Annotated in this window: 14 protein-coding genes; 7 read left to right on the top strand and 7 right to left on the bottom strand. The window is 56.0% G+C overall.

Annotation, left to right across the window (positions count from 1 at the left end; translation table 11 throughout):
• Positions 1-6: 6 nt before the first annotated feature.
• Positions 7-873, bottom strand: coding sequence for a YicC/YloC family endoribonuclease (locus IBX51_RS01140; protein WP_291827796.1), 867 nt, complete (start codon positions 871-873; stop codon positions 7-9).
• A gap of 185 nt (positions 874-1,058) precedes the next feature.
• Between IBX51_RS01140 and rph the strand changes: the two genes are divergently transcribed.
• Positions 1,059-1,775 (top strand): ribonuclease PH, encoded by a 717-nt coding sequence (gene rph / locus IBX51_RS01135; RefSeq protein WP_291827793.1) that lies wholly within the window; start codon positions 1,059-1,061, stop codon positions 1,773-1,775.
• Between the two features lie 68 nt (positions 1,776-1,843).
• Here rph and IBX51_RS01130 read toward each other — a convergent pair whose 3' ends face one another.
• The gene (locus IBX51_RS01130) at positions 1,844-2,650 is read right to left on the bottom strand and encodes an exodeoxyribonuclease III (protein WP_291827790.1); all 807 of its coding nucleotides are present in this window, start codon (positions 2,648-2,650) and stop codon (positions 1,844-1,846) included.
• A gap of 81 nt (positions 2,651-2,731) precedes the next feature.
• Here IBX51_RS01130 and pyrE point away from each other — a divergent pair, with 81 nt between their 5' ends.
• A complete protein-coding gene (gene pyrE / locus IBX51_RS01125) occupies positions 2,732-3,370 on the top strand; it encodes an orotate phosphoribosyltransferase (protein ID WP_291827788.1) in 639 nt (212 codons plus the stop codon).
• 3 nt (positions 3,371-3,373) lie between these two features.
• Positions 3,374-4,015 carry a DUF4124 domain-containing protein gene (locus IBX51_RS01120; protein WP_291827786.1) on the top strand — a complete coding sequence of 214 codons (642 nt, stop codon included), beginning with the start codon at positions 3,374-3,376 and terminating at the stop codon, positions 4,013-4,015.
• Between the two features lie 74 nt (positions 4,016-4,089).
• Here the strand turns inward: IBX51_RS01120 and IBX51_RS01115 are convergent, their stop codons facing one another.
• Entirely contained in the window at positions 4,090-4,488 is a 399-nt protein-coding gene (locus IBX51_RS01115; RefSeq protein WP_291827784.1) for a hypothetical protein, read from the bottom strand.
• A 338-nt stretch (positions 4,489-4,826) separates the two neighbouring features.
• Entirely contained in the window at positions 4,827-5,162 is a 336-nt protein-coding gene (locus IBX51_RS01110) for a DUF2782 domain-containing protein (protein ID WP_291827783.1), read from the bottom strand.
• Positions 5,163-5,268: 106 nt separating this feature from the next.
• Here IBX51_RS01110 and polA point away from each other — a divergent pair, with 106 nt between their 5' ends.
• Both polA and IBX51_RS01100 read left to right on the top strand, forming a co-directional pair.
• The gene (gene polA, locus IBX51_RS01105) at positions 5,269-7,995 is read left to right on the top strand and encodes a DNA polymerase I (protein WP_291827780.1); all 2,727 of its coding nucleotides are present in this window, start codon (positions 5,269-5,271) and stop codon (positions 7,993-7,995) included.
• A gap of 211 nt (positions 7,996-8,206) precedes the next feature.
• Positions 8,207-8,605, top strand: coding sequence for a hypothetical protein (locus IBX51_RS01100; protein WP_291827778.1), 399 nt, complete (start codon positions 8,207-8,209; stop codon positions 8,603-8,605).
• 10 nt (positions 8,606-8,615) lie between these two features.
• Here the strand turns inward: IBX51_RS01100 and IBX51_RS01095 are convergent, their stop codons facing one another.
• From IBX51_RS01095 to IBX51_RS01085, 3 genes are all read right to left on the bottom strand, one after another.
• On the bottom strand, positions 8,616-9,977 hold the full coding sequence (locus tag IBX51_RS01095) for an OmpP1/FadL family transporter (protein ID WP_291827776.1): 1,362 nt from the start codon (positions 9,975-9,977) through the stop codon (positions 8,616-8,618).
• Positions 9,978-10,129: 152 nt separating this feature from the next.
• On the bottom strand, positions 10,130-11,251 hold the full coding sequence (locus tag IBX51_RS01090) for a PilT/PilU family type 4a pilus ATPase (protein WP_291827773.1): 1,122 nt from the start codon (positions 11,249-11,251) through the stop codon (positions 10,130-10,132).
• Positions 11,252-11,283: 32 nt separating this feature from the next.
• On the bottom strand, positions 11,284-12,318 hold the full coding sequence (locus tag IBX51_RS01085) for a type IV pilus twitching motility protein PilT (RefSeq protein ID WP_291827771.1): 1,035 nt from the start codon (positions 12,316-12,318) through the stop codon (positions 11,284-11,286).
• 52 nt (positions 12,319-12,370) lie between these two features.
• On the opposite strand from IBX51_RS01085, the gene IBX51_RS01080 reads away from it, so the two are divergent.
• Together IBX51_RS01080 and proC are read left to right on the top strand one after the other, a co-directional pair.
• On the top strand, positions 12,371-13,084 hold the full coding sequence (locus IBX51_RS01080) for a YggS family pyridoxal phosphate-dependent enzyme (RefSeq protein WP_291827769.1): 714 nt from the start codon (positions 12,371-12,373) through the stop codon (positions 13,082-13,084).
• A gap of 62 nt (positions 13,085-13,146) precedes the next feature.
• Positions 13,147-13,980 (top strand): pyrroline-5-carboxylate reductase, encoded by an 834-nt coding sequence (proC, locus tag IBX51_RS01075; RefSeq protein WP_291827767.1) that lies wholly within the window; start codon positions 13,147-13,149, stop codon positions 13,978-13,980.
• The last annotated feature ends 18 nt before the right edge of the window (positions 13,981-13,998 follow it).

Below are 13,998 nucleotides of genomic sequence, written 5' to 3'. Positions count from 1 at the left end.
CACCGCTTACTCCAGGTTCTGCACCTGCTCGCGCATCTGTTCGATCAGCACCTTCAGGTCGACTGCGGCGCGAGTGACTGCAGCATCTATGCTTTTACTGCTGAGAGTATTGGCCTCCCGGTTCAATTCCTGCATCAGAAAATCCAGTCGTCGGCCGATGGCGTCGTCGCTGTGCAGGGTTTCAGTCACTTCGCTGACGTGGGCATCCAGGCGGTCCAACTCCTCAGCAACGTCACTTTTCTGCGCCAACATCACCATTTCCTGAGCCACACGGTCGGCATCAAGCTCGACTTTCGCCTTGGCAAAACGCTCACGCAGACTGGTTTCCTGTGCCGCCAGCAAATCGGGCATCCGCTCGCGCACCTCGGCGACCAGTCGGCTCATGGTAGCCAAGCGATCGTCGAATAACGGCCGCAGGCGGTCGCCTTCACGCTCTCTCACGCTCACCAGATCGGCAACGGTATCCGCAAACAGGTTGGCGGCAGCTTCTTTGGCGGCACTGTAGTCTGTTTCAGGAACCGACAGTACGCCAGGCCAGCGCAGAATATCCAGGGCATTGATATGGGCCGGATTATCCAGCATTCGATTAATGTGGTTGGCAGCCTCGTTTACCGCCTTCGCCATTTCATCGCTGATTTCAAAGCTCTGTACCTCATTCTCTGTTGACTGCAGGCGCATCGACACATCCACCTTGCCACGCTTCAACCCCTTACGCAGCTCTTCCCGAAAGCGGTTTTCCAGTTCTCGGAAGGCCTCGGGCAATCGAAACGAAGGCTCCAGGTAACGGTGATTCACCGTCCGGATCTCACAGGTCAGGGTTCCCCAGTCACCTCGGGTATCCTTGCGGGCAAAAGCTGTCATGCTGCGGATCATATTGGCTCCAGTACGGGTAAACAGACGCTCCGAGTCTAACAGGGTATCCGCCCGGGCGGCGAACCCAACCAAAGATCAACGGCCGCCCTCCCCGCCCTTACGCTGCACCATGATATACTCAACGCCTTTTCAACATTCCGCCCGGCAGCAGTCCGGACACTAATGATCAACAAACAGGACACACCATGCGACCAAGTGGCAGAACGCCCGAGCAACCCAGAGACGTCCGCATTACGCGCAACTACACTCGCCATGCTGAAGGCTCTGTACTGGTAGAGTTCGGCGACACCAAGGTGATCTGCACCGCCTCCGTAGAGAACAAGGTACCACCGTTCCTGCGCGGCGAAGGCAAAGGCTGGATCACCGCTGAATACGGCATGCTGCCCCGCTCCACCGGCAGCCGCATGGGCCGTGAAGCCGCCCGCGGCAAACAGGGTGGCCGCACCGTAGAAATCCAGCGACTGATCGGGCGCTCACTGCGCGCTGCGGTCGACATGAAAGCCCTGGGTGAACACACCATCACCATCGACTGTGACGTCATCCAGGCCGATGGCGGCACTCGCACCGCAGCGATCACTGGTGGCTGCGTGGCTCTGGTCGATGCCCTGAACCACCTGGTCGCCACCAAGCGTCTGAAAAAATCTCCGCTGAAGCAGATGGTGGCGGCGGTGTCGGTGGGCGTTTACAAAGGTACGCCGGTGGCCGACCTGGACTACCCGGAAGATTCCGAGGCCGAAACCGACATGAACGTGATCATGACCGATCAGGGTGGCTTCATCGAGATTCAGGGAACTGCGGAAGGCGCACCGTTCGAGCAGTCGGAGCTAGACTCGATGCTGGTACTGGCACGGCAGGCGATTGATAAGCTGTTTAAGCTGCAGAAAGAAGCGCTGGCCGAATAAATCAGACGACAACTGCACAGGTAGCGGGTTCGGAGGGGGAGACCTTTCCGGACACGCGGCCGGCCTTCCTAGAGCCCGATTTCGATGTCGTAATCCATGATCACCGGCGCGTGATCGGAGAACCGGGTGTCCTCGTCGATCCAGCCATCGCGAATGGTCTTGCGGATCCCGGGGGTCAGCAGCTGGTAATCTACCCGAATGCCCGCCTTCTTGCGGGAACCCTCAGCACTCTCCGGCCACCAGGTAAACTGATTGCTCTGCTTGTTGATCTCACGGAAGCCATCAATACAGCCCATTTCATCAAACAACCGATCCAGCCAGGCACGTTCATGGGGCAGGAAGCCCGAAAAGTCGAGCTTGTGATAAAGCGGGCTGGCATCCGTAACGTGATGAGCCGTCTGCAGGTTGGCGCAGAAAATAAACTGCCGGCGCTTGCGCAGAGTCTTCTGCATATGCAAGCCGAAAGCCTCCAGAAACTCGTCCTTATGGTCCAGCACGGTCAGGTCGTCGTCGCCGATTAATTCATCTTCGCGGCCGAGTGCATTGGGGGCCAGCACGCAGGCCACCGACACCTTGTCGAAGTCGGCCTGAATAAACCGGCCCTCACGATCCGCCTGCTCATTGGCAAAACCGTACATGATCGCCTTCGGGAAATGCCGGGTGTAGATACCCACGCCACCGTGCTCATTCAGCTCACCGTCAATAAAGTAAGCCTCGTAACCTTCCGGGATCAGGTGCTTGTCCTCAATCTCGTAGGCGCGCATGCGGTGGTCCTGAACACAGACGACGTCAGCGTCTTGCTCGGCCAGCCAGTCGAAAAAGCCTTTTTCAACGGCCTGTTCAAGACCATTGACGCTGATTGATACTACCCGCATACGTGTTCCCTGATTCGGTTTGTGTGTATGATACCGGTTTTCCACTTTAATTAAAGATCAAACCCCGCCAGAAGCCTTGCCATGCATGACTATCAGCAAAAATTTATCGAGTTTGCCATTGACCGGAACGTTCTGCGCTTTGGAGAATTTACACTCAAATCCGGGCGCACCAGCCCCTATTTTTTTAACGCCGGGCTGTTTAACACCGGTGATGACCTGCTACAACTAAGCAAGGCCTATGCCGCTGCAATAGAACGCAGCGGCCTGAATTATGACATTATTTTCGGGCCCGCCTATAAGGGCATTCCGTTGGCCACAGTAACCGCGATGGCGCTGGCAACAGACGGTAACAGCAAACCCTTTGCCTTCAACCGCAAAGAAAAGAAAAATCATGGTGAGGGTGGCAGTATTGTGGGCGCCCCGCTGGAAGGCAAAGTGCTGATCGTTGATGATGTCATTACCGCCGGCACCGCCATTCGCGAATCCATCGACATTATCCGCGCAGCTGGTGCCGAGCCGGCAGGTGTGCTGATTGCGCTGGATCGCCAGGAAAAAGGCAACGGTGAACGCTCTGCCATTCAGGAAGTTGAACAGGAGTTTGGCATTCCCGTTGTCAGTATTATTTGCCTTGAACAGGTGCTCGATTACCTGAAGTCTAATCCGGAGTTTGCCGGCCACGCGGATGCCGTGGCCAGCTACCGGGACCGTTACGGAGTCTGATTCATGCCACACCGTGTGACCAAATCGACGGTTATTACCGGCCTGGCGGCTGCAGGATTACTGTTTGCCACCAGCGTGCAGGCCACCATGTATCGTTACACGGACGAAAACGGTCAACTGGTGATCAGCAACACCATCCCGCAGGAAGCAACTCAGCGCGGCTACGACATCCTCAGCAACAACGGGCGGGTGCTTGAAAGCATTCCACCAGCTCCAACGGCCGATGAAATCGCCGCTCGTGAAGCCGAAAAAGAACGCCAAAAGCAGCTAGAACTGCAGCGCGCCCAAGACCGCGAACTGCTCAAGCGCTACAGCCACCCCGACCAGGCCGTTCGCGCCATGCATCGGAAGGTTCGCGAACTGGAAGGCATTATCCAGCTTAAGCGAGGCAACATCTCGGTGATCACCAGCCAACTGGATAGCGAACAAAGCCGAGCCGCCGATCTTGAACGGGCAGGCCGGGACATTCCGGAAGCCACACTGGACAGAATCCGCCGGCTGGAATCACAAGCTCGGGATATTGAGAGAGAAATTGCTGCTCAGCGACAGGATATCGGCGCGATGAAAAGAGAGTTTGAAGCAGAGATTGAGCGCCTTGAGGTAATTACCGAAAAGGCTCGCACGCTTCCTCTGGATCCCGAATAACAGACCCCTCTTCACCCACAAAAAGGGCGCTCAAATGAGCGCCCTTTTTGTTGGACAACCACTCAGCCTTTTGATCAGGCAGAAGCGGTTTCCGTCTTCGCAGCAGGAGCCTTACGAGCAGCGGTCTTACGAGCGGCCGGCTTCTTTGCGGTAACGGACTTCTTGGCATCCTGAGCGGCTTCAGAAACAGCGTCAGCACCTTCGGCAGCTTCCTTTTCCAGCTTGGCAACCAGTTCAGCGGCGAAGTTGCCGAAACGGCTGTTCAAGGTGCGCAGCTGTCCGAACAGGTTCTCGGAGTAGCCAGTGTAACGCTTACGCAGGCCCTTAACGCTGTATTCACGAACTTCTGTTTCCAGCTTCTCGGCGTAGTCGAACGGCTTGGCCGCCAGCTTCTTCTGCTGCTCTTCAGCCGCATTGATGCCTTTCTCTACGATGTCCTGCAGTTGTTCCTGGTAGGATTTCAGTTTACCCATGGTATGTCTCCTTGATTTATCGGATCGTTCCGGCGCTGGCGATGATTCGGCGCGCCTTCAGTAACTTTCACCTCTCAAGGTACGGATAAAAATTAGAATGTTCATACTAAAACTCTGCGGTCGTTTTTGCCGATTGTTCACTTGATCGTCAGATAAGCGCTGGCGTATTCGCTCCCGAATTTTTGCAGCCCGTCTCCCGGTTTTATTCAGGCTCGTTACGACTGAAAAACACAGGGGCGTGCGAGTTTGCCATCAGCACCGTGGATGTTGATGGCCTGGAAAGCCGGCGCTCAGACCCGGTACATGTTGACTTGACCTGAGCACCGTACAGGGCGAGGTTACCAGCGAAAAATGACCCAGCTCGGAATCAGCAGGTCTGACTCAGAATCCTGGATCCAGCCACCATCTGACGGCACCAGGTAATACTCGGGGCCAACCTCTGGCACCACTTTGATTTCCATCAGCTGGCCGTTGACCCGATATTCGTAGAATATCTCGTTTTCGCCCGGCCGGATGACGATTTCGGGGCCACCCTCCGGTGGCTGATAATCCGAAATGACAACGGGGTCCTGCGGCGTCACCACCGGAGTGGCGTCCAGCGCACCTTCTTGCTGAGCCATAACAGGTGCTGACACAAACCCAACCAGCATGGCGGAACAGGCGATTCGCTTCATTTTCGTGATACCCTTTGGTTAATCTTTCTGGCTACAAAATTGCCCTCTGTTTAAAGAGTTGCACAAGCCAACCCACGCTTCAATCAGATTCCGGGCCTGCTTTGACATGACTGAGAAAAAGACTCCACCTGTGGTGCTTGTGGACGGATCGTCCTACCTGTTTCGCGCGTACCATGCGCTGCCACCGTTGACCACCAGCAAGAACCACCCCACCGGCGCCATCAAGGGCGTTGTCAGCATGTTACGCCGGCTGGAGCAGGATTTTCCGGGATCAAAAGTGGTGGTGGTATTTGACGCCAAGGGCAAGACCTTTCGCCATGATATGTATGAAGCGTACAAAGCCAACCGGCCGCCAATGCCGGAAGACCTGGCGATGCAGATAGCGCCCATTCATGAGATCGTCCGCGCCATGGGCCTGCCACTTTTGATTGTGCCCGGTGTGGAGGCCGACGATGTCATCGGCACTCTGGCCTTTGAGGCCACCAGTAAGGGCATTGACGTGGTGGTATCTACGGGCGACAAAGATATGGCCCAGCTGGTGAGCGACCACGTTACCCTGATCAACACCATGACCGAAACGGCCATGGACCGAGACGGGGTGATCGAAAAATTTGGCGTAACGCCAGAGCAAATCATCGACTACCTGGCCCTGGTGGGCGACAAAGTAGATAACATCCCGGGTGTGAACAAATGCGGCCCGAAAACCGCCGTTAAATGGCTCGAAACCTACAACGACCTGGACAACCTGATTGACCATGCCAGCGAAATCAAAGGCAAAATCGGTGAGTATCTCCGGGAAGCCATCGAAACCCTGCCCCTGAGCCGCGAGCTGGCGACCATCCGCCTGGACGTGGAACTTGAGTTCGGGCTGGAAGACCTGGAACACCGTCAACAGCAAAACGAAGCGTTGCTGGACCTGTTCCGTGAATACGAATTCCGGGGCTGGGTCGCCGAACTGGAAAACACCAGCAGCCAACCCTCAGCAGCGCCCGCCCCTGCATCAGAACCCCAGAAGGCCGTGGAGAAACGTTACTCGGTGATCACCGACCAGGCCGAATTCGACCGCTGGCTCCAACGACTGAAAGCCGCCGACCAATTTGCCTTCGATACTGAAACCACCAGCCTGCGCTACATGGACGCCGACGTGGTGGGCGTATCGTTTGCCGCAGAGCCGGGCGAAGCCGCTTATGTGCCCTTGGCTCACGATTACATGGGCGCGCCAGATCAGCTCGACCGCGATGGCGTGCTGGCACAGCTCAAACCGTTACTGGAAGACCCCGCACAGAAGAAAATCGGCCAAAATCTGAAATACGACAAAAACGTGCTGGCCAACCATGGCATTCAGCTGGAAGGCATCAGCGACGACACCATGGTGGAGTCTTACGTGCTCAACTCCGTGGTCACACGCCACGATATGGACAGTCTGGCCCGGGAGTATCTGGGTGAGCAAACCATTACCTTTGAATCCATTGCCGGCAAAGGCGCCAAGCAGCTTACATTCAATCAGATTGATCTGGACAAGGCTGGTCCCTATGCGGCGGAAGACGCAGACATTACTCTGCGACTGCATCAAGTCCTCAGCCCCAGACTGAAGAACACCGGCCGGCTGGAATCGGTGTACCGGGACATCGATCTGCCCCTGGTACCGGTATTGGCTCGCATGGAACAACGGGGCACTCTGATCAGCGCCAGCACCCTGCGCCAGCACAGCCAGGAATTGGCCGAGCGCATGGCCGAGCTGGAGAAAGAAGCCCACGAGGTGGCCGGCGAAGCGTTCAACCTGGGCTCCACCAAACAATTGCAGGCCATTCTTTACGATAAGTTCGGCCTCAGAGTGATCAAGAAGACCCCGAAAGGCGCGCCCTCCACCGCCGAGCCGGTGTTGCAGGAACTCGCCCATGAGCACGAATTGCCCCGGCTGATCGTGGAGCATCGTAGCCTGAGCAAGCTCAAGTCGACGTATACCGACACCCTGCCAGAACTGATTCACCATCGTACCGGGCGCGTGCATACGTCTTATCATCAAGCCGTGACCGCAACCGGCCGGCTGTCGTCGTCCGAGCCCAACCTTCAGAACATTCCCATTCGTAGCCCCGAAGGCCGCCGAATTCGACAGGCTTTTATAGCGCCGAAAGGGTACAAACTGCTGGCGGCGGACTACTCCCAGATTGAATTGCGTATCATGGCGCACCTGTCTGGCGACAAGGGCCTGCTGAAAGCGTTTGAACACGGCGAAGACATCCACAAAGCCACTGCCGCAGAAGTTTTCGGGGTCAGTCTGATTGAAGTCACGTCTGACCAACGCCGCAGCGCCAAAGCCATCAACTTCGGCCTGATCTACGGCATGTCGGCTTTTGGCCTGGCCCGCCAGCTGGATGTAAATCGCAACGTTGCGCAGGAGTACATTGACCGCTACTTTGATCGTTACCCCGGCGTATTGAAGTACATGGACAACATTCGCAAGCAGGCTCACGACGACGGCTACGTTGAAACCCTGTTTGGCCGTCGCCTCTACCTGCCCGAGATCAATGCTCGCAACAAGCAACTGCAACAAGCCGCCGAGCGCACCGCGATCAATGCCCCGATGCAGGGAACGGCGGCAGACATCATCAAACGGGCAATGATTGATGTGGATAACTGGCTGCACCAGGAGCACGCCGACAATGCCTGTATGACCATGCAAGTGCACGACGAACTGATCATAGAAGTGCGGGAAGATGTTGTGAACGCGGTTAAAGATGGCCTGATCAAGCGGATGTCGGCGGCGGCCAGCCTGAACGTACCGTTGTTGGTTGAAGCTGGTGTTGGTGACAACTGGGACCAGGCTCACTGATCGCCCGTCACACGCTCCCGCACCATCAGGTATCGCCCTGTTTTTGTTCGTTTTAAACGGAGCAGCACAAAAACAGGGCAGCGTTACCACTCCATCCTGCGTACAAAGCGTTATAACTTGCGAATTCCGGTGGCGGCACGAATTCTGCTTCTCAACTCTCTGTCTGGGCGCAACCATGCCCTTATGCAGTGACATCGATGCGAGGCCTATCATGAATTCCGTAGCGAGTGAGCGCAGCTGGCTTTTCGACCCTTCCCTTCTGAAGCTGGTGCACCAATGCCGGCGTTTGATTCAGTCCGAATTCGGGGTAAAGCTTCACCTCAATGAAGACCATCTTGAAGAACATCTGGCTGAATACGCGGGTAAAACTCGATCCCAGCACCTGGTGCACACGTGGGAAGCTTTAAAACAACGCGTGCCGGAACTCGGCCAGCTCGGCAACGACGCCTCAGCGGCAAAAACCTATCGCGGCCAAACGATTGCAAACGATGATGATGTAAAGGTGGTAAAAGAGGGGAACGGAGAAGACTGTCTGGCCACGGAAGAAACAGGTTATCTACCGTGGCCAGGTCGTCGGCTGACCCGACACTGCAGGCCAACCCTGAACTGAAGCCAGCCGATCAGAATGCTTTACTGAATTCGATGGCTGCGCTCCAGGCACTGAGCTCGTACTCGGCCTGATACCTTGAGTCACCGAAAACGGGATCCTGCTCGGTAGGATTCTCATGCTGATAGAACACTTCATCAACTTTAGCGTTGCCATCAAAGATCAGCGTTCCGATCGCAGCGTCGACCGTCCAACCGCTTTGTGCATCTTTCCACTGAGCACCCAAGGTCAACCAATGACGATCTGTCGACGGGATGCGTGCGGTAACGTATTCACCCACTGGCGACTCGTCATACGCATAACCCGCCTTGAAGGCCCATGCCGGCGTTGCCTGCCAGATACCGCCGACATTGAGTTGCCAAGTATTGTCCCATTTTTCCGTGGTGTGGCTAATCACGGCACCGGGAACGCCCGCAATGTCCCCGTTCGGATCACGACTGATGATGTCCAGCTCCTCAAAACGGCTCCAGCGCGAATAGGTCGCACCCGCCAATAGGGTCACGTCATCTGTCACGTTATGACGAACGCCAACACTGACGCTCTCAGGAATAGCCAGCGGAACTTCCACTTTTTCAGCCAGCGTGTCACCCATACCCAATTGAGGAGGTAGGCCTGACACTTCCATATCACCCTTAAGGTTGAGCTCTGTACCAGTTTGCGCCGTCAAACCAAACTGGGTTTTCTCTGAAAGCTCATACAAAAAACCAACACGAAAAGTCACGGCAACGTCATCACCTTCGATGTCGGCGTAGGGCTCTGAACCAAGCATTTCACCTTGAGGTCCGAGATCCTGATTTCTGGTTAAACGCCCTTCCGCATAAATGACATTCAGCCCCAACCCCATGGACAAACCCTGGCCGTTGTTAAGCGCAACGGATGGCGTAAAAGCAATCGCCGTCAATTCGGTCTTATCCGCAAAAAAACGACCAACAAAATCATCCTCATAGTCAGCAGCCAAACCGTAAGGTGCATGAACACCAAACCCTACATCTATGAAATCATTTACCTCATGGGCGAGATAGAAATTCGGAAGCCAAGCCCCACTCGCGATATCCCCTCCCCGCCCCGCAGGATTGACCGGGTTGCCAGAGATTCTGGTGGCAGCAGCACCCTCTTTAGCTTTCGCATCGATATTCAGGTAGGTAGCACCAAATGAAATGTTGGTACCAGACAACTGGCTCATGCCCGCCGGATTGAAAAACACAATGCTGGCATTTTCAGGATTAGCAGCGGCACCGGCATTGGCGGTACCCATGGCACTGGCACTTTGCTCATTGAGCGCAAAACCGCCGGCCAAAACACTGGCCGGCGCAGCCACAACGGCCAGAGTTGCAAGGCGGATTGCCTTTACGAGAGCATTGGTATTCTTGTGCATGGTATCTCCTTGGTTGGACGCGCGCGGAGTATACGCAGCACATAGTCTTGGCCTCAAATGCCAAAACTACTGGTTAACTTTCCTAATTAATTACGACTTTGGTATGACTGCGACCCCTGAGCAGGGGCCGCTTATAAACACGAAAGGGTAGATCAATCGCCCTGGATGGTCAGCTTATCGACCGAGGAAGAAAGCTTGTCTGCACCCTGGGCGTCAGCGCCCAGCTTGATCATCAGGCGCAGATCGTTTGCCGAATCTGCATGGGCCAGAGCGTCTTCGTATGTAATAGAGCCCTCTGCGTATAGCCGGTAAAGTGCCTGATCGAAGGTTTGCATGCCAGACTCGTTGGACTTCGCCATCAGCTCTTTAAGCTTGTGCACGTCGCCTTTACGAATGATATCGGCTACCAGAGGGGTATTGATCAAAACCTCGATGACTGCCTTTCGGCCATTGCCATCCGGTGTTGGGATCAATTGCTGTGCTACGATCGCCCGCAGGTTGAGGGAAAGATCCATCCAGATCTGGTTGTGCTGTTCAGGCGGAAAGAACTGGATAATCCGGTCCAGCGCCTGGTTCGCGTTGTTGGCGTGCAGGGTGGCCAGACACAGGTGGCCGGTTTCGGCAAACTGCACGGAGTATTCCATGGTCTGGCGAGTACGCACCTCACCGATGAGGATGACGTCCGGAGCCTGACGCAGGGTGTTTTTCAGGGCCACGTCGAAGCTATCGGTATCGATACCCACTTCCCGCTGGGTGACAATGCAGCCCTGATGCTGGTGTACGAATTCGATCGGGTCTTCGATGGAGATGATATGACCGCGGCTGTTGCGATTGCGGTGGCCAAGCATCGCCGCCAACGAGGTGGACTTACCCGTACCAGTGGCGCCCACAAACATGATCAGGCCACGCTTTGTCATGGCCAGGTCCTTGATGATCTCCGGCAGGGACAGATCATCAATCTGAGGGATTTTCACTTCGATGCGGCGCAATACCATGCCGCACAGGTTACGCTGAAAGAAGGCGCTAACACGGAAACGGCCAATGCCTCGGGCGCTGATGGCGAAGTTGCACTCGTGGCTTTCATCGAACTCAGCGCGCTGTTTGTCATTCATAGCACCATAGACAAACTCCCGGGTCTGCTCCGGCGTCAGAGCATTCTTGGTGACAGGCAACACCTTGCCGTTCACTTTCATGCTGGGGGGTACGCCTGCCGTAATAAACAGGTCTGAACCACCTTTTTCTACCATCAGCCGCAACAGTTTTTCAAATTCCATGCTATTACCTATTGTTCAGTCCAGGGTGCCAATCAGAAATTATCCGGCATTTTCGCTTTTGCCCGCGCCGCTTCGCGAGATATCAGGCCTTTTTGCAACAACCGCTCCAAGCATTGATCCAAGGTCTGCATACCCAGAGAGGCACCGGTCTGGATCGACGAGTACATCTGGGCAATCTTATCTTCCCGGATCAGGTTCCGGATTGCCGAGGTACCGATCATAATTTCGTGAGCTGCAATCCGACCGCCGCCCATTTTCTTCATCAGGGTCTGGGAAATAACCGCTTGCAGGGATTCCGACAACATGGAGCGGACCATGGACTTTTCTTCCGCCGGGAACACGTCGACCACACGGTCAATGGTTTTGGCAGCCGATGTGGTGTGCAGGGTGCCGAACACCAAGTGACCGGTTTCCGCAGCGGTCAGGGCCAGGCGGATGGTCTCCAGGTCTCGCAGCTCGCCCACCAGAATGATGTCCGGGTCTTCCCGCAGGGCTGAACGCAGGGCCTCGTTAAAGCCCAGAGTGTCCCGATGCACTTCACGCTGGTTAACCAGGCACTTTTTGGATTCGTGGACGAATTCGATGGGGTCCTCGATGGTGAGGACGTGTTCGTAGCGGGTATCGTTGATGTAGTCGATCATCGCCGCCAGGGTGGTGGACTTACCGGAACCCGTAGGGCCTGTAACCAGCACCAGACCACGGGGTACCGACGACACATCCTTGAAAACCTGGCCCATGCCCAGATCTTCCATGGTCAGAACCTTCGAGGGGATGGTCCGAAATACTGCACCGGCACCGCGATTCTGGTTGAACGCGTTTACCCGGAAACGAGCGACACCTGGCACCTCAAACGAGAAATCGGTTTCCAGGAACTCTTCGTAATCCTTACGCTGCTTGTCGTTCATGATGTCGTAAATCAACCCGTGCACTTCTTTGTGCTCCATCGGGGGCAGGTTGATACGACGCACATCGCCGTCAACGCGGATCATGGGTGGCAGACCGGCAGACAGGTGCAAATCCGACGCACCCTGTTTCGCCGAAAAGGCAAGCAGTTCAGTAATATCCATAGGATTCCTCGGAGGGCTTTTTCTTTTAGTCCAGAAGCGGCAAACTCACACTATGAGCAGCATAGCAGACAACATCGGGAGCGTAACCCGACGCATACAAAAAGCAACATTGAACGCGGGGCGCGAGCCCGGCAGTGTGCGCTTGCTGGCAGTCAGCAAGACCCGCACTCCCGACGAGCTTCGCGCCGCCGCCGAAGCGGGTCAAATCGCGTTTGGTGAAAATTACCTGCAAGAGGCCTTGGACAAGATCGCCGCGTTGAGTGATCTGAACCAGATCGAATGGCATTTTATCGGCCCGATCCAGTCCAACAAAACCCGGCAAATCGCAGAAACGTTTACCTGGGTGCACAGCGTGGACCGGCTGAAGATTGCGCGGCGCCTGAGCGAGCAGCGGCCAACGTCTCTGCCGCCGCTAAACCTCTGCCTGCAGGTCAACATCAACAACGAAGACAGCAAGTCTGGCTGCACTCTGACCGAACTGCCCGATCTGGTATCAGACGTCGGTGAGCTGCCGAACATCCGGCTCAGGGGGTTGATGGCGATACCAGACCCGGACCAGTCCGAAGCCGAACTGCGGCTCAGTTTTCGCAAACTGGCCAACACGCTCAGAACGCTCCGGCGCGAGCACCCAGAGGCCGGCCCGCTGGACAGCTTGTCTATGGGTATGTCTGATGATCTGGAGATTGCCATTGCCGAAGGCGCAACCTGGGTTCGAGTGGGCACCGCCCTTTACGGAGCCAGACCGCCCAAACACAGCCAGAGCTGAATTGACCGGTTCCTGCTATGATCGCAGTCAACTCATTAACCGACCCAAGCCTGGAGTAAATCTTGAGTAAGTCACCCACGATTTCTTTTATCGGTGCCGGCAACATGGCCAGCGCCATCATTGGCGGCATGCTGGACAGTGGTTACCAGGCCACAGATATCTGGGTCAGCGCCCCGGATGATGACCACTTGCAGACGATTCGCAAACGCTTTGGCGTGAGCGTGACCACCGACAATCGCTACTGTGCGCAGCAAGCAGACATCGTGGTACTGGCGGTAAAACCCCAGGTAATGGCCGCAGTTTGCAGAGACATTGCCCCGGTGGTACAGAACACTCGCCCGTTGATGGTCTCGATTGCCGCCGGCCTGAGCGCAGAAACTCTGGATCAGTGGCTGGGCGGCGGTATGCCGCTGGTGCGGGTGATGCCGAACACGCCCTCCCTGGTGGGCAAAGGCGCAGCCGGCTTGTTCGCCAACGACCAGGTCAAACCGGCACAGAAAGATACGATTCAGGTGATGTTTGAGAGCGTTGGCACAGCCCTGTGGGTAGACGATGAAAACCTGCTGCACGGCGTAACTGCCCTCTCTGGCAGCGGGCCTGCCTATTTCTTCCTGATGCTTGAGGCACTGGAAGAAGCCGCCACGGAAGCCGGTATTGAGCCGACAACGGCGCGAGCGCTGGCCATTCAAACCATGGCCGGTGCAGCCGAAATGGCTGGTCGCAGCGATCAGGACCCTGCGCAGCTTAAACGCAACGTGATGTCGCCTGGCGGCACCACCGAGCGAGCGGTCCACACCTTTGAGGACGGTGGCCTGAGAGATCTGGTCAAGAAAGCTTACGGCGCCGCCTTCGAGCGCTCCGGAGAAATGACCAAAGAAATGGCAGACAAACAGTAATCAATAACGGAGACACAG

The sequence above is a fragment of the Marinobacter sp. genome, assembly GCF_014859525.1.
Lineage (GTDB): Bacteria > Pseudomonadota > Gammaproteobacteria > Pseudomonadales > Oleiphilaceae > Marinobacter.
The sequence above is the reverse complement of the archived record's forward strand: the minus strand, read 5'-3'. Positions and strand labels throughout refer to the sequence as shown.

What these genes read in the sequence shown, in the direction of transcription:
- IBX51_RS01140 (WP_291827796.1), bottom strand. Translation starts at nt 873, where the DNA reads ATGATCCGCAGCATGACAGCTTTTGCCCGCAAGGATACCCGAGGTGAC.
- rph (WP_291827793.1), top strand. Translation starts at nt 1,059, where the DNA reads ATGCGACCAAGTGGCAGAACGCCCGAGCAACCCAGAGACGTCCGCATT.
- IBX51_RS01130 (WP_291827790.1), bottom strand. Translation starts at nt 2,650, where the DNA reads ATGCGGGTAGTATCAATCAGCGTCAATGGTCTTGAACAGGCCGTTGAA.
- pyrE (WP_291827788.1), top strand. Translation starts at nt 2,732, where the DNA reads ATGCATGACTATCAGCAAAAATTTATCGAGTTTGCCATTGACCGGAAC.
- IBX51_RS01120 (WP_291827786.1), top strand. Translation starts at nt 3,374, where the DNA reads ATGCCACACCGTGTGACCAAATCGACGGTTATTACCGGCCTGGCGGCT.
- IBX51_RS01115 (WP_291827784.1), bottom strand. Translation starts at nt 4,488, where the DNA reads ATGGGTAAACTGAAATCCTACCAGGAACAACTGCAGGACATCGTAGAG.
- IBX51_RS01110 (WP_291827783.1), bottom strand. Translation starts at nt 5,162, where the DNA reads ATGAAGCGAATCGCCTGTTCCGCCATGCTGGTTGGGTTTGTGTCAGCA.
- polA (WP_291827780.1), top strand. Translation starts at nt 5,269, where the DNA reads ATGACTGAGAAAAAGACTCCACCTGTGGTGCTTGTGGACGGATCGTCC.
- IBX51_RS01100 (WP_291827778.1), top strand. Translation starts at nt 8,207, where the DNA reads ATGAATTCCGTAGCGAGTGAGCGCAGCTGGCTTTTCGACCCTTCCCTT.
- IBX51_RS01095 (WP_291827776.1), bottom strand. Translation starts at nt 9,977, where the DNA reads ATGCACAAGAATACCAATGCTCTCGTAAAGGCAATCCGCCTTGCAACT.
- IBX51_RS01090 (WP_291827773.1), bottom strand. Translation starts at nt 11,251, where the DNA reads ATGGAATTTGAAAAACTGTTGCGGCTGATGGTAGAAAAAGGTGGTTCA.
- IBX51_RS01085 (WP_291827771.1), bottom strand. Translation starts at nt 12,318, where the DNA reads ATGGATATTACTGAACTGCTTGCCTTTTCGGCGAAACAGGGTGCGTCG.
- IBX51_RS01080 (WP_291827769.1), top strand. Translation starts at nt 12,371, where the DNA reads ATGAGCAGCATAGCAGACAACATCGGGAGCGTAACCCGACGCATACAA.